The 18,060-nt window shown below is 35.4% G+C and carries 17 protein-coding genes; 12 read left to right on the plus strand and 5 right to left on the minus strand.

Translation table 11 applies throughout. From position 1 onward, the window contains the following. The first annotated feature begins 58 nt into the window (after positions 1-58). The 3 genes from KHA97_RS01690 (at position 59) to KHA97_RS01700 (ending at position 2,622) form a co-directional block, all read left to right on the plus strand. Complete coding sequence (locus KHA97_RS01690) at positions 59-817, plus strand: sugar phosphate isomerase/epimerase family protein (RefSeq protein ID WP_213123024.1); 759 nt, start codon at positions 59-61, stop codon at positions 815-817. A 71-nt stretch (positions 818-888) separates the two neighbouring features. Beyond that, positions 889-1,767 carry an SMP-30/gluconolactonase/LRE family protein gene (locus KHA97_RS01695; RefSeq protein WP_213123025.1) on the plus strand — a complete coding sequence of 293 codons (879 nt, stop codon included), beginning with the start codon at positions 889-891 and terminating at the stop codon, positions 1,765-1,767. Positions 1,768-1,842: 75 nt separating this feature from the next. Next, the gene (locus KHA97_RS01700) at positions 1,843-2,622 is read left to right on the plus strand and encodes an SDR family oxidoreductase (RefSeq protein WP_213124268.1); all 780 of its coding nucleotides are present in this window, start codon (positions 1,843-1,845) and stop codon (positions 2,620-2,622) included. A 180-nt stretch (positions 2,623-2,802) separates the two neighbouring features. On the opposite strand, the gene KHA97_RS01705 is transcribed toward KHA97_RS01700, so the two are convergent. Then, on the minus strand, positions 2,803-4,917 hold the full coding sequence (locus tag KHA97_RS01705) for an ATP-dependent Clp protease ATP-binding subunit (RefSeq protein WP_213123026.1): 2,115 nt from the start codon (positions 4,915-4,917) through the stop codon (positions 2,803-2,805). Between the two features lie 219 nt (positions 4,918-5,136). Here KHA97_RS01705 and KHA97_RS01710 point away from each other — a divergent pair, with 219 nt between their 5' ends. Then, a complete protein-coding gene (locus tag KHA97_RS01710; RefSeq protein WP_213123027.1) occupies positions 5,137-6,177 on the plus strand; it encodes a YkvI family membrane protein in 1,041 nt (346 codons plus the stop codon). A gap of 522 nt (positions 6,178-6,699) precedes the next feature. Here KHA97_RS01710 and KHA97_RS01715 read toward each other — a convergent pair. The 3 genes from KHA97_RS01715 to KHA97_RS01725 form a co-directional block, all read right to left on the minus strand. Further along, complete coding sequence (locus tag KHA97_RS01715; protein WP_213123028.1) at positions 6,700-7,401, minus strand: hypothetical protein; 702 nt, start codon at positions 7,399-7,401, stop codon at positions 6,700-6,702. Positions 7,402-7,483: 82 nt separating this feature from the next. After that, a complete protein-coding gene (locus KHA97_RS01720) occupies positions 7,484-8,095 on the minus strand; it encodes a CPBP family intramembrane glutamic endopeptidase (protein ID WP_213123029.1) in 612 nt (203 codons plus the stop codon). Between the two features lie 111 nt (positions 8,096-8,206). Further along, a complete protein-coding gene (locus tag KHA97_RS01725; RefSeq protein ID WP_213123030.1) occupies positions 8,207-8,398 on the minus strand; it encodes a YkvS family protein in 192 nt (63 codons plus the stop codon). A 193-nt stretch (positions 8,399-8,591) separates the two neighbouring features. Here KHA97_RS01725 and KHA97_RS01730 point away from each other — a divergent pair, with 193 nt between their 5' ends. From KHA97_RS01730 to ptsP, 5 genes are all read left to right on the plus strand, one after another. Continuing rightward, complete coding sequence (locus tag KHA97_RS01730; RefSeq protein ID WP_407658002.1) at positions 8,592-9,536, plus strand: AAA family ATPase; 945 nt, start codon at positions 8,592-8,594, stop codon at positions 9,534-9,536. Beyond that, on the plus strand, positions 9,533-10,714 hold the full coding sequence (locus tag KHA97_RS01735; RefSeq protein ID WP_213123032.1) for a DUF58 domain-containing protein: 1,182 nt from the start codon (positions 9,533-9,535) through the stop codon (positions 10,712-10,714). The genes KHA97_RS01730 and KHA97_RS01735 overlap by 4 nt, the downstream gene beginning before the upstream one ends. Then, on the plus strand, positions 10,687-11,934 hold the full coding sequence (locus tag KHA97_RS01740; protein ID WP_213123033.1) for a hypothetical protein: 1,248 nt from the start codon (positions 10,687-10,689) through the stop codon (positions 11,932-11,934). The genes KHA97_RS01735 and KHA97_RS01740 overlap by 28 nt, the downstream gene beginning before the upstream one ends. 144 nt (positions 11,935-12,078) lie before the next feature. Beyond that, entirely contained in the window at positions 12,079-12,345 is a 267-nt protein-coding gene (locus KHA97_RS01745) for a phosphocarrier protein HPr (RefSeq protein ID WP_233711037.1), read from the plus strand. Then, the gene (gene ptsP, locus KHA97_RS01750; protein ID WP_213123034.1) at positions 12,345-14,060 is read left to right on the plus strand and encodes a phosphoenolpyruvate--protein phosphotransferase; all 1,716 of its coding nucleotides are present in this window, start codon (positions 12,345-12,347) and stop codon (positions 14,058-14,060) included. The genes KHA97_RS01745 and ptsP overlap by 1 nt, the downstream gene beginning before the upstream one ends. 625 nt (positions 14,061-14,685) lie before the next feature. Here the strand turns inward: ptsP and KHA97_RS01755 are convergent. Further along, complete coding sequence (locus KHA97_RS01755; protein ID WP_213124269.1) at positions 14,686-15,279, minus strand: YdeI/OmpD-associated family protein; 594 nt, start codon at positions 15,277-15,279, stop codon at positions 14,686-14,688. 485 nt (positions 15,280-15,764) lie between these two features. Between KHA97_RS01755 and KHA97_RS01760 the strand changes: the two genes are divergently transcribed. The 3 genes from KHA97_RS01760 (at position 15,765) to KHA97_RS01770 (ending at position 18,047) form a co-directional block, all read left to right on the plus strand. Continuing rightward, complete coding sequence (locus tag KHA97_RS01760) at positions 15,765-16,865, plus strand: Gfo/Idh/MocA family protein (RefSeq protein WP_213123035.1); 1,101 nt, start codon at positions 15,765-15,767, stop codon at positions 16,863-16,865. A gap of 14 nt (positions 16,866-16,879) precedes the next feature. Continuing rightward, positions 16,880-17,266, plus strand: a complete 387-nt coding sequence (locus KHA97_RS01765) for a VOC family protein (protein WP_213123036.1) — start codon at positions 16,880-16,882, stop codon at positions 17,264-17,266. 73 nt (positions 17,267-17,339) lie between these two features. Beyond that, the gene (locus KHA97_RS01770; protein WP_213123037.1) at positions 17,340-18,047 is read left to right on the plus strand and encodes a GntR family transcriptional regulator; all 708 of its coding nucleotides are present in this window, start codon (positions 17,340-17,342) and stop codon (positions 18,045-18,047) included. Positions 18,048-18,060: the final 13 nt, after the last annotated feature.

Here is an 18,060-nt window from a genome sequence, read left to right on the forward strand (position 1 = left end):
GCAATCTAGAGTCGAATAGTATGGTGGATGGAAATTACAATTTGAGAGGATGATTTTTTTGGGAAAAGCAGCTTTACAATTATATTCGGTTAGACAAGCCGCAGAAAAAGATTTCCTTGGAACAGTTGGGAAAGTAGCTGATATGGGATATGAAGCCATTCAATTTGCCGGCTATTTTAATACTCCAGCTCATGAATTAAAGCAGCTTCTTGATGAAAAAGGAATTACTGTAGCAGGGAGCCATATCATGCTTGATGCTTTTAAAGAAGAGCAGTTAGCTGAAACGTTTAAATATAATAGGGAAATAGGCAATGATCTATTAATTGTACCAGCCATTGCTCCTCAATATCGCGATAGCGAAGACGCTTGGAAAAGAACTGCAGAAGAATTCAATAAAATTGGACAAGCTTGTAAAGAAGAAGGCTTCACATTTGCTTACCATAATCATAATTTTGAATTTGAAACATTTGGTGGTACAACTGGGTTTGATCTATTGTTTGGAAATTCCGATCCTGAAGTAGTAAAAATTGAGCTTGATTGCTATTGGGCAACTTTTGCAGAGCTTGATCCACTTGGCCTTATTAACCAGTACGGCAATCGGGTAGTATCCCTTCATCTAAAAGATATGACAGTAGAGAACGGTAAAAAGAGAAGTATTGAGATTGGTTCAGGAAGCTTAGATCTTGAAAGCTTACTAAATGTCGGAACCAAAAATGATGTGAAATGGTTCATCATTGAACAAGAACAGTTCGATGGAGATCCGATGGAAAGTTCAAAAGTAAATATAAAGAACTTAAAAAAGTTAATGGAAAAATGAGTTTCTTGTAATAACTCCGATTATTTATAGTCGGAGCTTTTTCATAATTACATATTGGAGGTTGTAGAACTATGAGTTATGAAGTGGAATTAATTCTGGATGTGAAGGCTGAACTTGGAGAAGGCCCATCATGGGACAGAGATTCTAACGTTTTATATTGGGTTGATATTCTCGGGAAGTGTATTCATACATATGAACCTATGTCGGTAAAAACGGACAAAATTCAATTAAATGAGCATATTGGAGCGGTCGTACCAGTAAAGAAGGGAGGACTTGTAGCAGTTCTGCAAAGTGGGTTTTATCAAATTGACTTACCTTCGGGGAAATTGACAGCGATTTCAGACCCGGAGGCGCATTTACCAAAAAATCGATTTAATGATGGAAAATGCGATCCTAAAGGAAGGTTTTGGGCGGGAACAATGCCTTATGATGGCGAGAAAGGAAAAGGGAACTTTTATGTACTTGATTCAAATGGTCATGTCAAGAAGGTATTGGATAATATAACTTGTTCAAATGGTATTGCCTGGAACCCTGATTTTTCGACTATGTATTATATTGATACACCTACAAAGCAAGTAGCTGCATTTGATTATGACCTCGAAACTGGTGAAATTTCAAATCGGCGTGTTGCTGTTCAAGTCCCAGATGGAATGGGAGTTCCAGACGGAATGACATCTGATGAGGAAGGGAATATTTGGGTAGCACATTGGGGTGGATATCGTGTTACAAAATGGAATCCGAATACCGGTGAGATGCTGGATTCTATTCCAATTCCTGCTCCACAAGTAACTTCTTGTGTTTTTGGCGGTGATAATATGAACGAATTATATATAACAACTGCTAGAACTGGCTTGGATCAAGAAACATTGAATGAGTATCCTCATACAGGTGGGTTATTTAGAGTGAAAACGAATGTAAAAGGATCAGCCACATATAAGTATGGAAATTAAAGACTAGAATGATCGAAAATGGGTAAACTGTCCAAAAGAAAAATGAAGGAGGTTTACCTTTTGGAAGATTCATTAATGTCTTTAAATAGTAGGGTGGCTATCGTAACAGGTGCTGCTTCTGGTATAGGTGCAGCATCAGCTATTAAGCTTGCTAAATCTGGTGCATCTGTTGGACTTCTTGACCTGAAAGAGGAGAAGGCAGAAAAGGTAAAACAAGAGATTGAGCAATTTGGCGGAAAGGCGATCATAATGGATGTTGATTTATCTGATCCTGAGCGGGTTGAAAGCTCCGTTAATCAAGTAGTTTCAGAATTTGGTCGTCTCGATATTGTGTTCGCAAACGCTGGTATAAATGGAGTAGTTACACCAATTGAGGACTTTGCACCAGAAGATTGGGATCAAACAATCTCAACCAATTTAAAAAGTACATTTTTAACTGTAAAGTATGCAATCCCTCATTTAAAAAAAGATGGAGGAAGTATCGTTATTACGAGTTCTGTTAATGGGAACCGTAAATTTTCTGGAATAGGTATGTCAGCATATAGCAGTTCAAAGGCAGGACAAATGGCTTTTGGAAAAATGGCCGCTCTAGAATTAGCAAAATATAAAATTCGAGTAAATATTATTTGTCCAGGTGCAATTGAAACTAATATTGGAGAAAATACACATCCAAACGAAGAAAAACTTAAAAGTGTGCAAATTCCAGTAGAATATCCTGAGGGAAGTCATCCACTTGAGGATCGACCAGGCAAGCCTTACCAAGTCGCCAACCTTATTCACTTTTTAGCTTCCGATGCATCTAGCCATATATCTGGCTCTGAAATCTATATTGATGGGGCTGAGACCTTGTTGTGAGAAAAGCGAAACGAAGTTTACTCACACAAAGAGAAGGACAAGAAATTTTCTAGTCGATAGGTGCTGGAACAAGAAGTAAAAAAGCTAAGTATTAATAAAAGACTAAAGAAACCTTTATTAGCCTTTTTCAAAACAAAAAAACAGTCCGAACCTTTTAGGCTTGGACTGTTTTTGTTTTTATTAACGTGCAATTAAAGTAATATCATTATCGCTTAATACAGCTTTTAAGTTCTTTTCTTCTGGATGGTCAAGGATATAGTCAGCAATATTGTCTTCCAATTGTTCTTGGATAACTCTGCGAAGGGCACGGGCACCAAAGTTTGGATGATAGCCTAGTTCAACTAATTTCTCTTTTACCTCATCAGTTACTTCAAGACTCATTTCTTGTTCAGTCAGACTTAGCTCAAGCTCATTTAGTAGTAATTGAATGATAGATAGTAAATGATTTTTTTCAAGTTTATTAAATTCAATGATACTGTCAAAGCGGTTCAAGAACTCCGGTTTAAAGAAAGAACCGAGGGAGTCAAGAATACTTGTTTCTTTCATAACATCGCTTTTACCAAAACCAACTTGGATTTCCTTCACTCCGCTTGTTCCCGCATTACTTGTCATAATAATGACAGTATCTTTAAAGCTGACTGTTCTTCCTTGGCTATCAGTAAGGCGTCCATCCTCGAGAATTTGCAGGAACATATGCAGTACATCAGGATGAGCTTTTTCAATTTCATCCAAAAGAATAATGCTATAAGGATTTCTGCGTACTCTTTCGGTTAATTGGCCAGCTTCTTCATGGCCGACATAGCCAGGGGGAGAGCCGATTAATTTAGATACACTATGTTTTTCCATGTATTCACTCATATCGAGACGAATTAACGCATCTTTCGTTCCAAATAGCTCTTCAGCTAAACTTTTTGTCAATTCTGTTTTACCTACACCAGTTGGACCGACAAATAGGAAGGAGCCAATAGGACGATTTTTAGCTTTTAATCCTGCTCTGCTTCGACGAATCGCTTTAGAAACTTTTTTTACAGCTTCTTCTTGACCAATCACTTTTTTAGCAAGGTTTTCTTCAAGATGCTTCATTTTTAGCTTCTCATCGCTTTGAAGTTTTCCAACAGGAATACCGGTTTTCGATTCAACAATATTGTGGATGTCACTAACTTCAACGGTAGGCTTGTCATTGTCTGAATGATCATTTAGTGATTTTTCAAGACTTAATTCTTCGTCACGAAGTTTAGCGGCTAGTTCATAGTTCTCTTCAGATAGTGCTGCTTGTTTTTCTTGTTCAATTTCGGCCATTCGTTGTTGTACATCTTCATATTTTGGTGATTTCATTGATAAATTTATTTTTGATCCTGCTTCATCCATTAGATCGATTGCTTTATCTGGCAGATAACGATCTTGGATATATCTGCTTGATAGTTCCACACAGGCTTTAATCGCAGCGTCACTGTATGTGACTTGGTGATAGTTTTCATATTTTTCTTTTAGGCCTTCTAGAATTTCTATCGCTTTATCAATTGAAGGTTCACCTACTTGAACAGGTTGAAAACGTCTCTCAAGGGCAGCATCTTTTTCGATTTGTCTATATTCTTTTAATGTAGTGGCCCCGATTACTTGAAGTTCTCCTCTAGCAAGAGCTGGTTTCAAAATATTGCCGGCATCCATTGAACCCTCAGCAGAACCAGCACCGACAATAAGATGAATTTCATCTATAAACAATAAGATATTTTTACGTTCTTGTAATTCAGTAATGAGTTGCTTCATTTTTTCCTCAAATTGTCCACGGATACCTGTATTCGCTACAAGAGAAGCAACATCTAGAAGATAAACTTCTTTATTCATTAGTTTTGCAGGAACGTCTTTTTCAATTATTTTTAGGGCAAGTCCTTCGGCAATGGCCGTTTTACCAACACCAGGCTCCCCGATTAAGACAGGATTATTTTTGTTCCTGCGGTTCAAGATTTCAATGACTCTTTCAATTTCTTTTTCACGCCCGATAACAGGATCGATTAGACCAGTCTTAGCAGCTTCGTTAAGATTTCGGCCGAATTGATCTAGAAACCCATTGTTTCCATTAGAAGTTTTAGTTTTTACTTTATTAAATTGATTCTCAGGCATAGAAAAACCTTTGAACAAATCTTCAAATCCACTTGGACCTTTCATAGAAGCATTTAGTTTTTCTTTTTCCATTGCATAGCATTCAGAACATAAAGGCATTGTTTTTTTATGACCATTCATATTTAAGTGGAGTTGAATGTTTGCATGATTTTTTTGGCATTTACTGCATAACATAAATATCAATCCTCCAATTTGATTTTGACTAACTTTGACCAATTAACGAAAAATAAAAAAGTCGGAATAGGAAAATGTATTGACCTATTTTGACCTTATGTTTACATTATACACTGACCTTTTTTGACTTTCAAGCTTTTTTTAATATTTTTTGATTTTTTTTCGTTCTCTTACATATGGTTTAAAAGGATAAAAAAATAGTTGAAGAGGGGCAACGCATTGAAAAAATGGACAGGCGCTTTACAAGTGGCTGCAGTTTATGTGGGTACGGTAATTGGTGCTGGATTTGCAACAGGTAGAGAAATCGTTGAGTTTTTTACACAATATCGTTTTTGGGGTTTTATATCTATTTTAATAGCAGGCTATTTATTTATTTTTCTCGGGACGAAGATTATGATTAAAGCCATTGATATTCAAGCTTCTTCTTTCGAGCAATTTAATGAATATTTATTTGGAAAAATATTATCTAAAATTATGAATGTGTTTATAATGATTATGTTATTAGGCGTATGCGCAGTCATGTTGTCAGGAGCTGAAGCCCTTTTTACTGAACAGCTTGGCTTTTCACATACAATTGGCTCATTTGTCACCATTGCTCTTGCCCTGATAGTTATGGCATTAGGTGTAAAAGGGTTATTTGCAGTAAATACTTTTGTTGTGCCCATGTTAATTTTTTTTAACTTTATTCTTTTATACCATTCTATTGAAAACAAACAAATACTTACTTCGTTACTTCATAATCCAGAAGGTTTTATTAGCATTAAAGCAATCATTGCCGCTTTTTCATATGCTGCATTTAACCTCGCTCTTGCTCAAGCTGTTCTTGTACCCGTTGCAGTTGAAATTAATGAGAAAGTCATTGTTAAACTTGGAGGCTGGATTGGAGGAGCATTATTAACGATTATTTTAATTTCTAGTCATATTATTTTAACGTCACTTCCGAATGCTATTCTTTTTGAGATTCCGATGGCTTTTATCGTAAAAAGTGCTGCTAGCAGTATCTATTTCATCTATTTACTCATTATATATGGTGAAATTTTTACTTCGTTGATCGGAAATATGTACGGATTGGAGCGTCAAATAAATCGCTACATATCTATTGGGAGTATTTGGATACACGGAGGAATCATTGTTTTCGTCTATATGATCAGCAGAGTAAATTACGGTGAATTGCTCGGAATCTTATATCCTTTTTTTGGATACGTCAGTTTGATATTTTTGTTCATCCTTTGGTTGAAGCCTGTAAGAACAAAAGCGTAAGCGCCTGTTCAGCGACGTACAGGTCCAATAGATGTGGGTCCGTCGATGTCGCCAAAGGACGTGGCAGTTTTAGTCGACGTTCCTCTTTAGGGTTTGACTAGATAAAGGAATCACGGTGAGCCACGAAAAGCGTAAGGCGCCTGTATAAAGAAGGAAGGCTAATGGCGCAACGTCCTGTTGCAGTCTCAGGCAGCGACGTCCTGTCGCTTCGCCCGCACTAGTACATCCATGTACGTCTCAACGCCTTCCTGACCCGCATCCTGCTGGGCTCCGACAAGCAAATGTTCTGAGGCAAAAAGGTCGCTCTTTGACTTTATTGACGTGGGTTTATGACCTCGAGGGGCTGGCGCATGTAGCTGGATATAAGAGGGGAGCCGATGTTGAATTATCGTAGGAAGAAACCGAAAGTTTGCTAGGCTCTGGAGCTAGACGGGAACGACTTTCTTAAAAGTTATCGACTAGGTTCCAATTTATAATTTTCTAAAAAACAGGAAAAAGCGGCTAAACGAATAGCCGCTTTCATTATTTCTTTTCAATTGTTTCTGCCATTTTTAAGAAGGGATCTAAATAATTTTCATCTTTTGTAGTGAAGACAGTTAACTTAAGGAGAAGATCATCCTTTTTTAATAAATAGGCTGTAACGATTTCACCATCTTTTTCTGCTTGATATATGTGTGCATTTTCCAACCATTGAGAGTCTTTCGCTTCCAGTTGTGTAACTTCGGAATTAACAGCAGTTAGTTGTTCTTTCATCGTTGCGACAGCATCATCCATATTTGTTTCAGAAGGAAGAATTTCAATCCTCATAAAGTGGCGATCATTTTCTTTTAAATAAAGGACATCTTTATTAGGTTCCTCTGCAGTCAATTCAAATTCTGGCAAAATATAAAGTGAATAGTCCTGGTTATCGCTGGATTTTAAGAAAGCAGTATCTTCTTTCGTTTCTTTATTCACTTCATACGTAATATTCATTTCTAATAATCTTATTTTTTGTGAAGAATCTTCTTTTTCTGCACTTTGTTCCTCATCTGTGTCTGTTTCAGTATTATCTTTTTCAGCATCATCAGCTTTTTTTTCTTCTGTTGCAGGTGCATTATTCTCTTCTTGGTTCCCACCAGCACCGTTTCCATTTGATAGGTTTGCTTCACGGCCACCAGTTCCGCATGCTGCTAGTAAAAGCATTGCTAAAACGCAAGCAGCGACTATTTTTATTGTTTTCAACATGATGATTTCCTCCTTAGTTTATATCCGTTTGCTAGGTTAGACGATGTTTGAAGAAAAACGTTACAATTTGATATTCTATTAATTAGGAAAGAGGGAAGATGATGAGAAGGAGTAAATCAAAAACGATGTGAGAAACGATTAATAATGGCATGCTTCTTTTCCATGCATATAAGATTCCCCAAACGAGACCACTTACAAATGCTGCAATCATTAAAATAAAATATCCTGAAAGGGAAAAGGCGATTGCATTGATAAATGCTGAAGCCAAAATAGCTTTTCCACTTCTCATTTTTCTCATCAGTCTTTTTAAGATGAATCCTCTCCAAAAAATTTCTTCACCAGGAATAACTATAAAAAATAAAACAAAATAATGCCATATCCATTCAAGCGAAAAACGACTATATAGCTTAGTAATTTGTGAACTAAAGGTTTTTGGTAAAAAAGAAATGATCCAATCTCCAGCTGCAAATAGTAAGAAAAGCGCAACTCCTGAAAGGATTCCAATGGAAATGTAGTGTCTTGTCGAAACTTCATCGTCTAGTTTTTCATTGATAATGGCAAAACTGATTAAAAACAACATCGTTGCTGTATATAAATACCAAAATACTTGGTTGCTTTCAAATGTTAAATAAATTAATAAAAATGCCAAAATAAATCCGATTATTAGCTTCCAGTCTATTATGTTTCTTTTCATTTGCTTTCCTTTCCAGTAAAAATATCCATTTCTAGATTTTAAATGTTATTCAAAGATTTCCCCATTAATCATTCCTTAAACGAAAATAAAATGCAAGCGGCATCGCTTGCATCAAACGTTTACTGAATCTTGAATTATTTTATAATTTTTATGATTAACAACCGTTTTTTCTTCTAAATCATAATCGCGAAAATTTTCCATATACGTTAGATCTACAATGACGGAGTTCTCATTTATTTTTTCAACAATCCCTTTGAGACCATCCTTAAATTCAATGATATTGCCAACTTCGGCGATTTTCAACACTAACTCCCCCTTGCTTTTTCATCTATTTCTAGTGTGATTTCAAGGTGTAAAACGCTTTTGGTAATATCTTGCACTATTTTTTATAAAAGTGCAAGTTGAAAAACAAATTTAAAAAGTTATGATATAAATTGAAGAATACAAAAAATAGACAAATTTTGAAATTTTATAATGTTGTCATTAAAGGAGAGGGATTGCCTTGCTAACAAAACTACAAAAATTAAAAGACGAAGTTTCGAAAGTGTTAATCGGAAGAGAAACAGAAATTGATTTTTTAATTATTTCTCTGTTACAGGGGGGACATGTATTATTGGAAAGTGTGCCCGGTACCGGGAAGACCTTACTAGGAAAAACGTTTGCGAAAAGCATTAATGGTGAATTCAAGAGAATTCAATTTACACCAGATGTTCTTCCAAGCGATGTGACTGGAATACAATATTTCAATCCGAAGACGAAGGATTTTGAATTAAGACCTGGACCAGTAATGACGAATATATTATTGGCTGATGAAATAAATCGTGCTACACCAAGGACGCAATCAAGCTTATTGGAAGTGATGGAAGAAAAACAAGTGACCATAGATGGTGAAACAATGAAAATGACAGAACCGTTTATGGTTATCGCAACTCAAAATCCTGTTGATACACAGCAAGGTACATTTCCTCTTCCTGCAGCACAATTGGATCGGTTTTTTATGAAGTTAGCTGTTCAATATCCTAGTTATGAAGAGGAATTGCAAATGGTTAGAAGATTTCGAGAGACTGATCCTTATACTAATGTTGAAGCAATTATATCTTCAGACGAAATTTCTAGTCTGAGAGCACAAGTTAAAAAGACTAAAGTTGACGAGGATATTGAGAAATACATTCTTGCCATCATTCGGCAAACGAGGGAACATGCCGAGATTGAGCTTGGCGCTAGTCCGAGAGCAGCTTTAGCACTGATTCGAGCAAGTCAAGGAGCCGCTTTTCTAAAAGGTAGAGATTATGTAATCCCTGATGATGTTATGACCGTTGCACAAGCTGTTTTGGCTCACAGACTTCAATTATCAATAGAAGCATCCCTTACAAAAACGATAGATGAAATTTTTATGGAGATATTACAAACAGTTCCCGTTCCAGTAGAGGCTGAAGCATGATTCAGTGGTATCGTTTTTCAAATTCGTCTAATAAGGGTCTTTACTATACTACATATATTTTATTGTTCCTTATTATAATAGCTTTTTTGGCGAATCTATTACTCATCTTGTTTATCTTTATATCTTGCCTCATTATTTTACTATTACATTCGTATTATTTTAAAATCGCAGGCAAAGGGTTGGATATTGTAAATGTGAAGCAAAAAAGCTTTCTCGTAATTGATAATGAAGGCAAGTGGAAAATAAAAATTATTAATAATGGAATGCCTATCTTAAAAGCTAGCATAATCATGACATTCGATCAGTCAGTTCTTCCAAAAGGTTTTCCTTATCGTATAAATCACGGGCTTGTAGAAATAACTATTCCTTTCATTATATGGAAAAATGAAGAGAAAGAGATTTTGATCCCTGTCATTGGAAATAAACGAGGGAAATCGCAAATAAGGGAGATAACGGTAAGAATTCCACACTTATATGGCAGTGGGTATGTGGATCTAACGTACCAACATTTAATTAATTCACAAATTCTCGTGTATCCGAAAAGAAATCCAGTCCATATATCAGATTTTGTTATTAACAATAAACAAGGATTGCAAGATGTCAAAACCTCTTTATTTGTGGATTCGATGCAGCCAATTGGTGTCCGGGATTATTTTTCGGGAGATCCTTTCCACCATATCCACTGGAAAGCAAGCGCAAAAATGCAAACCTTACAGTCGAAAGTTTTTTCACCCATTGCATCACGTGGATGGTTGATTATCTTGAATATATCGGAACACTATTCCATAAATGCGAGACTAGAAGAAATGATTTCTCAAGCAGCATTCATCATTGATTACGCCTTAAAAGAAGAGATACCTTTTTCCTTTGCCGTTAATGTAAGATCTTTTGGGAGCACCCCTTTTTATTATTTGCAAGAAGGTTCCGGAGCAAAGCATAGGCAAGCCGCCTTTGAGTTTTTAACGGTTCTTTCTTTTTCATCACTTTTGTTTCCGCCTATACAGATGTTAAGTATTCTAAAAAACGAAGAATTACCTTCAGTGATTACATTTTTAGGATCGGAAACAATTGAAACGCAAAAAGTTCTTCAAGAAATTGCTATAACAGGACGCTCAATCTTTGAAGTAAATAATAAGGGAGTATTAAAGCAATGGAAACAAAAGAATATAGCAGTATGATGAGCGAGGTATATTCACAAGGGGGGTTAATTAGAAGCTTCTTATTAAAAGCAATTCTAGTCAGTTTAATTATTTCTCCAATACATGTAATGGACTCGTATTATTATACGATTGCTTGGCCATTTTTACTGTTAGTCTGTGTGGGCAGTGTAATCTTATTAGGTTTACAACGTATGAATACAAAAGGATTTTCTTTTAACTTTATTGCATTTACTGCACCTATTCTTTTTCTTTTAAGTGTATCTACCCAATTGCCCTTTTGGATCTTTCTTTTCTCGACAGTATTTCTTTACTTCGTTTTAAGCAGGGAAATAGAGAATGACATATATGATTCCGTAGATGGGGGAGAAGGAATATTAGTAGCGACGGTATTTACGGCATTTGTGATTTGGATGATTGCTGCTATTTTTTCTTTACCATTTTTGTATCCTGTTCTGTTGCTTTTATTAGTACAGTTTCTTGTTTTTTCATTTGGGACATTTATGAGAAGGTATTTTGAAAGCAGAATAATTGATAAAAATCTATTGTTACTTAAGGTATTTGTTGGGATGATGGGAATTTTTGCTGTTGCTTTTTTAGCAGCATTTCTTTTTAACCATTATTTACGAAAGTTACTCGATCAATTGTTATCATTGTTTGCAACGTTTCTTCTTTTTATTATAGAGCCCATTATAAAATTATTTCCGACATCATCGTTAAATCAAACGGAAGATAATGCAAATCAATTTATTCAAGGGAATGAATTCGGCAGTGACGATTCAGAAATTATTTTAAATCTTGAACCATCACAAGTTGCTAATAATATTGTCTTAGTCATTAGTATCATCATCTTATGCTTTATCATCTTTTATTTTTTTAAAAAATATAAAACTCGTCGTCCATATCAAGGAGTGCAAGATAAAACCCTTAACCCCTTTATTACTAAAGTTTCAACATATCAGGATAGAAATAATATAGGTCCTGTGTACAGCGATATTGAAAATGTAATAAGAAGAGAGATAAAGTCACTCGATAAATTTGCTGGTAAGAGAAAATTAGGGCGTCATTCAAATGAATCATTTAGAGACTGGTTTAAAAGAATTGATATAAACATATCTACAGATTCGATGAATATTTATGAAAGTGTTCGATACGGAAGTGTAAATGCAACTAGTACAGAGGTCAAAAATTTTATGGAAGAAATAAAGACCATAAAAGAAAAAATGGTAAAAAAAGAGTAAAAATATGAATGATTAAAGTCGAAATCGATGTTTTTTATTTTTTTCTTGCAATTTAATGCTCAACCATTGACGAAACAGCCAAAATTGGCTACTTTTGTATTAGGTAGGATAATAATATTGCTTTGGGAAAAGGAGACGATTGGAATGATCGAAAAACAATTTACAGTAACATCAGACACAGGAATCCACGCAAGACCTGCAACTATGTTAGTGCAAACTGCAAGCAGATTTTCATCTGATATACAACTAGAATACAAGGACAAGAAAGTTAACTTAAAATCCATCATGGGTGTAATGTCACTTGGAATTGGCAAAGGAGTTAACATTACAATTAGTGCAGATGGCAGTGATGAAGAAGAAGCAATGGCGGGCATTGAAGAATTGTTCCAAAAAGAAGGACTTGCTGAGTAATGTCCACAATTTTAAAAGGGATAGCTGCATCGTCTGGAATTGCCATCGGAAAAGCATATCGGCTTGTTGAGCCGGATCTTTCATTTAGTAAAACCGCTATCTCTAATGCTGATGATGAAATCAGCAGGTTTCAAAAGGCAATTAATTCTGCAAAAGCGGATCTTGAGATAATTCGGGAAAAAGCATTAGCTGACTTAGGAGAGGATAAAGCCGCAATTTTTGATGCTCATCTTCTCGTACTAAGTGATCCCGAATTATTGTCATCCATAGAAGAAAAAATTAATACAGATATGACTAATGCAGAAACTGCTTTGAAAGAAACAACCGATATGTTCGTATCTATGTTTGAACAGCTTGATAATGAATATATGAAAGAACGAGCTGCGGATATTAAAGATGTCTCAAAACGAGTTCTTGCCCATTTGCTAGGGGTCAAAATACCGAACCCTGGACTGATTGCTGAAGAAGTGGTAATCATTGCAGAAGATTTGACACCATCAGATACTGCCCAATTGAATAAGCAATTTGTAAAAGGGTTTACCACTGATATTGGTGGACGTACTTCTCATTCTGCAATCATGGCTCGTTCCATGGAAATCCCTGCTGTGGTAGGTACAAAAAGTGCGTCGAGTAGTATTGAAAATGGTGATATTGTAATCGTTGATGGATTGCACGGTGAAGTACATATTAATCCAACACCAGAAATCATTAAAAAATACGAAGATGATTTAAGAAATTTAGAATTACAAAAAGCTGAATGGGCTCTTCTCAAAGATGAAGCTACCAAAACCCGCGATGGCAAGCATGTTGAATTAGCTGCGAATATTGGATCTCCTCAAGATGTTGATAATGTTCTAGCTAACGGCGGGGAAGGAGTAGGTCTTTATCGAACTGAATTTCTTTATATGGAAAGAAGTCAGTTGCCGACAGAAGATGAACAATTTGAAGCTTATAAATCCGTTCTAGAAAAAATGAAAGGTAAGCCAGTCGTTGTTCGAACACTTGATATTGGTGGCGATAAACAGCTCCCTTATTTAAATTTGCCGAGTGAAATGAATCCATTTCTTGGCTTTCGAGCGATACGACTTTGCCTTGAAGAGCAAGAGATGTTCCGTACCCAGTTACGAGCATTATTGCGTGCAAGTGCTTTTGGGAACTTGAAAATTATGTTCCCAATGATTGCGACGATTGATGAATTTAGAGCTGCCAAAGCTTTATTAGAGGAAGAAAAAGCAACTCTTTTAGAAAACGGCGTTGAAGTTGCGGATGGAATAGAAATCGGTATTATGGTTGAAATTCCATCTACTGCTGTATTAGCTGATCAATTCGCGAAAGAAGTTGATTTTTTCAGTATTGGAACAAATGACTTAATTCAATATACAATGGCAGCTGATCGAATGAATGAACGCGTTTCGTATTTATACCAACCATACAATCCTGCTATCTTACGCTTAGTCAAAATGGTTATTGATGCTGCACATAAGGAAGGAAAATGGGCTGGCATGTGTGGAGAGATGGCTGGTGATGAGATCGCGATTCCGATTCTTTTAGGGCTAGGTTTAAATGAGTTTTCAATGAGTGCATCTTCAATATTAAAGGCAAGAAGCCTAATTAAAAAGCTTGATCAAAATGAAATGAAACAATTAGCTGAGGATGCATTGAGGTTACAAACAGTAAATGAAGTAATGGAGCTCATCCATAATAAAATAATGTAATATAATTGTAATATTTTTTAAGTGTATATTTTTGAAAAGGGTGGTATAGAATAATAATCATGATTGATATGACGATCTCCTAGTCATTTCATTCTCATTTTTCCCCCTTTTTTTGCCGGACGATTGTCTGGCTTTTTTTATTTCTTTACTTGCTAATCTTTTTTGAATTATGTCGTTTATTGAATCAATCTCATCATAACTTTTTCTGAAAAATCAAAGACTAAAATCTCTTGCATATAGCCCACAGTCCGAATACACTTCACTTTCCGCGGGCGAGTGGCAAGCCTCCTCGTACTTTGCCCTGCGGGGTCTTGCCTATCAATCACTTCCCGCAGGAGTCTACGTGTATTCGGACTTCTCAAAGAAAAAATTATTTCTTTAAAATAAATAATAAATAAACCTTTACAAAGAAATTAAGCACCTTTATCTCTGCAGGCTAACTTTGGGGAATTGTACACGTATTCCTTTTTTGTATTTCAATAATTGATTCAATTAATAAAAATAAAGAAAAGAAAAGGACCAATTACAGTCCTTTTACAATATTTTAAACTATATGTGAATAATAGAATGCACGGCAAATTTTAAAAATAGCTCATTGTTTAAATGGACAAATTAAAAAGTCGTATTAATCATTTAATCCCTTCCCATTCAAAATTTGCTGAACATATTTTTCAATTCTTGACACTCGCGTTTTGGATTGTTTGGGGGCAGAAAAATAAAGAATGTATGCTCTTTGCCGTCCCGGAGTCAAACCTTCAAAAGCAGTTTTCAATGGAGGGATTTCGTCGAATTTTTTTTGAAGTTCTTCAGGAATGATGTAATCTGTATGTTTTTTAAAATTCACTTCCAAACCGGCTTTTTCCACTTCAATGGCTTCATATATGTATTCTTTCAAAATGGGCTCCATTTCAACTATGTCTTGAGCATTGGTGAACCGTATTTGTCGTGCGGCCTGTACATTCTCTGTTTGTTGAATTAGGATCCCATGGGTATCGTTTAACAAGGCACCTTTGTGAAACAAAAGTGCACAATATTCTTTAAATCCATGTATTAAAACGATGTTCTTTTTCTCAAACGTGTAACAAGGATGCATCCATTTAAATTCTTCGGTCAGCTCACAATCTAGAACGATATGTCTTAACCTCTCATATTCTTCTTTCCATTTTTTTGCTTTACTTAAAAATTCATCAACCTTAGGATTCAATCTACTCTTTGTCATCATGGAACACCTCACTAAAATTCTTTCAGTAATCTTTTGGATTAACTTAAATATTCATCAATCTCAGTATTTGATTATTTTCAATCAGTATAGCCATAATGTTCTTCATCAAAAAACCTCACAGATTCTCGCTTAAATTTTACTATACATATTTTCGTTCTACCACCTTACAGATAAACTTGGTATAGAAATGTATTAATAATATATCTAAAATTCCTCCGTTATTGAATTTCTTGATGATTGCATGAAAATTACCGAGATGATCATCATTCGAGATAAAGAAATTAATATAACTTCCTTCAATCGGGATTTTTTCTATAAAATTATGATATTATCTCAATAAGAAAGTTTTTTAAAAGTTTCCGAAGTTTAGACAAATTGTATTTACAACCTATACATATTGGTATATTTATTTTCGGTATTGATGAAATTGACTCTCATACTCTAACAGCTAACTGAAGCAATAATGAAGGAGGAATTCATACATGAACAAAAATGATGGAATGAACTATGCTCCAAAAGGAACTAAAATCAAAAAGGTTGTTGATAAGGGAGAGTTCCTTTTCGCGGCGATTGGCTTGGATCATGGACATATTTACGGAATGACAAACGGGCTTATAGAGGCTGGTGGAGAAATTGTAGCTGTTTACGATACGGATCTTGAAAAAGTTAAACAATTTTGTGAAGCGTATCCTAACGCACATGCAGCGGCTTCCAAGGAAGAGATATTAAACAATCCATCGATTCATCTTATTGCTTGTGCAAGCATCCCTTCAGAACGTGCGGATGTTGGTCTCGAAGCTATGGATCACGGAAAACATTTTTTTGTCGATAAGCCTGGATTCACTACGTTAGAACAATTGGAAAAAGCTAAAAAGAAAACATCTGAAACTGGACTTAAATGGGGTATTTATTATAGTGAGAGATTACATGTAGAAAGTTCAATTTTTGCAGGTCAGCTTATTGAAGAAGGGGCTATAGGGAGAGTTGTCCAAGTTATGGGGACAGGTCCGCATCGCGCTAATATTCAAAATCGTCCCGATTGGTTTTTTGATCCTAAATATTTCGGGGGGATTCTATGTGATATAGGCAGTCACCAAGTTGAACAATTTTTATATTATGCGGGAGCTAAGGATGCTGAGGTTTTACATAGTAAAGTAGGAAATTATCATTATCCCCAATATGAAAAATTTGAAGACTTTGGAGACGCTACTTTAGTTGCGGATAATGGGGCAACCTTTTATTTTCGGGTAGACTGGTTCACTCCAGATGGTCTAGGAACTTGGGGAGACGGAAGAGTGGTTATACTGGGTACGGAAGGATACATAGAGGCTAGAAAATATATTGATATTGCTCGTGATTCGACTTCCGATCACGTATATTTAGTTAATAAAGATGGGGAAAAGCATTTTGAATGCTATGGGAAAGTTGGCTTCCCGTTTTTTGGAGAATTTATTTTAGATTGTTTAAATGGGACAGAGAACGCAATGCCACAGTCTCATGCATTTAAAGCTGCTGAATTATGTATCATTGCACAGGAAAAGGCGATGAGAATTCAAACAGACGGGCAAATGATTCATAAGTGAAAGGTGGTAAGTTAATGATTGAAATAATCGGTTTACACCATATTAGTTTGTCAGTTACTAATTTAGAAGAATGTAAACATTTTTATGGGAATATTCTTGGTTTAAATGAAATAAAGCGTCCTAATTTTGATTTTAACGGTGCATGGTATGAAATAGGTCACCAGCAGCTTCATTTAATTGTTCATCCTGAATCAAACACTTTAAGAAATAAAGAATATGTTGATACGAAGGATGGTCATATCGCCATTAGAGTAGAAGATTACGATGCGGCAGTTAAGCATTTAATGGAAAATAATGTTCCGTTGTTAGAAAACCATGGGAGTAAAAGTGGATTCATCCAAGTCTTTTGTCTAGATCCGAGTAATAATCTTATTGAACTCAATATAGATGATAAAGAATAATATAACTAAAGCCGGGGTTCTTTCGGCTTAGTTTTTTTAAAATATTATAGTATACTAGTGTAATTAATATGTTATGTTTTACGTTTATTTGAATGGAGGATTTTATGTGATTAACAAAGAAGAACATCGGGGATCTACTAGGGATTATTCCTATAATAAACTTAAAATGAAAATACTTAATCTCGAACTTGAGCCCGGTACGAAAATTTCAGAAAAAGAAATTGCAGATGAGTTCAATGTTAGTCGAACTCCGGTTCGAGAAGCTTTTATGAAATTGTCCCAGGAAGAATTATTGGATATTATCCCTCAAAGCGGTACGATCGTTTCACGAATCAATCTTGATTATGTAGAAGAAGGGAGATTTATTAGGGAAAAGATTGAGAAAGAAATTGTTATTTTAGCTTGTGAAGATTTTCCTGATGATTACATGTTTCGTCTTGAAACGAATCTCGCATTACAAGAAATTTGTAGTGGGAAAAATAATTTTTATCAGCTTTATGAACTGGATGAAGAATTTCACCGAATTTTATTTACTGGAGTAGGTAAAGCGCGGACATGGAAAATGCTGCAGCTATTAAATAGCCATTTTAATCGTTTGAGATTATTGAGATTATCTAAAGATTCAAATTGGGAAAGTATCATCTCGCAGCATAAATCAATCTATCGGTTAATCTTAGAAAAAAAACCAGAAGAAGCTAGCCAAATGATGGAACGCCACCTCAAAATGGCGGTTATTGAAAAAGAGATGTTAAAGCAGAAGTATCCGTATTATTTTATATAAAAAGATTGTCATT

The organism is Lederbergia citri, from assembly GCF_018343625.1.
Classification (GTDB): Bacteria; Bacillota; Bacilli; order Bacillales; family Bacillaceae_C; genus Lederbergia; species Lederbergia citri.

What these genes read in the sequence shown, in the direction of transcription:
- KHA97_RS01765 (WP_213123036.1), top strand. Translation starts at nt 16,880, where the DNA reads ATGATTGAAATAATCGGTTTACACCATATTAGTTTGTCAGTTACTAAT.
- KHA97_RS01700 (WP_213124268.1), top strand. Translation starts at nt 1,843, where the DNA reads ATGTCTTTAAATAGTAGGGTGGCTATCGTAACAGGTGCTGCTTCTGGT.
- KHA97_RS01755 (WP_213124269.1), bottom strand. Translation starts at nt 15,279, where the DNA reads ATGACAAAGAGTAGATTGAATCCTAAGGTTGATGAATTTTTAAGTAAA.
- KHA97_RS01720 (WP_213123029.1), bottom strand. Translation starts at nt 8,095, where the DNA reads ATGAAAAGAAACATAATAGACTGGAAGCTAATAATCGGATTTATTTTG.
- KHA97_RS01705 (WP_213123026.1), bottom strand. Translation starts at nt 4,917, where the DNA reads ATGTTATGCAGTAAATGCCAAAAAAATCATGCAAACATTCAACTCCAC.
- ptsP (WP_213123034.1), top strand. Translation starts at nt 12,345, where the DNA reads ATGTCCACAATTTTAAAAGGGATAGCTGCATCGTCTGGAATTGCCATC.
- KHA97_RS01745 (WP_233711037.1), top strand. Translation starts at nt 12,079, where the DNA reads ATGATCGAAAAACAATTTACAGTAACATCAGACACAGGAATCCACGCA.
- KHA97_RS01715 (WP_213123028.1), bottom strand. Translation starts at nt 7,401, where the DNA reads ATGTTGAAAACAATAAAAATAGTCGCTGCTTGCGTTTTAGCAATGCTT.
- KHA97_RS01740 (WP_213123033.1), top strand. Translation starts at nt 10,687, where the DNA reads ATGGAAACAAAAGAATATAGCAGTATGATGAGCGAGGTATATTCACAA.
- KHA97_RS01695 (WP_213123025.1), top strand. Translation starts at nt 889, where the DNA reads ATGAGTTATGAAGTGGAATTAATTCTGGATGTGAAGGCTGAACTTGGA.
- KHA97_RS01735 (WP_213123032.1), top strand. Translation starts at nt 9,533, where the DNA reads ATGATTCAGTGGTATCGTTTTTCAAATTCGTCTAATAAGGGTCTTTAC.
- KHA97_RS01760 (WP_213123035.1), top strand. Translation starts at nt 15,765, where the DNA reads ATGAACAAAAATGATGGAATGAACTATGCTCCAAAAGGAACTAAAATC.
- KHA97_RS01770 (WP_213123037.1), top strand. Translation starts at nt 17,340, where the DNA reads ATGTTTTACGTTTATTTGAATGGAGGATTTTATGTGATTAACAAAGAA.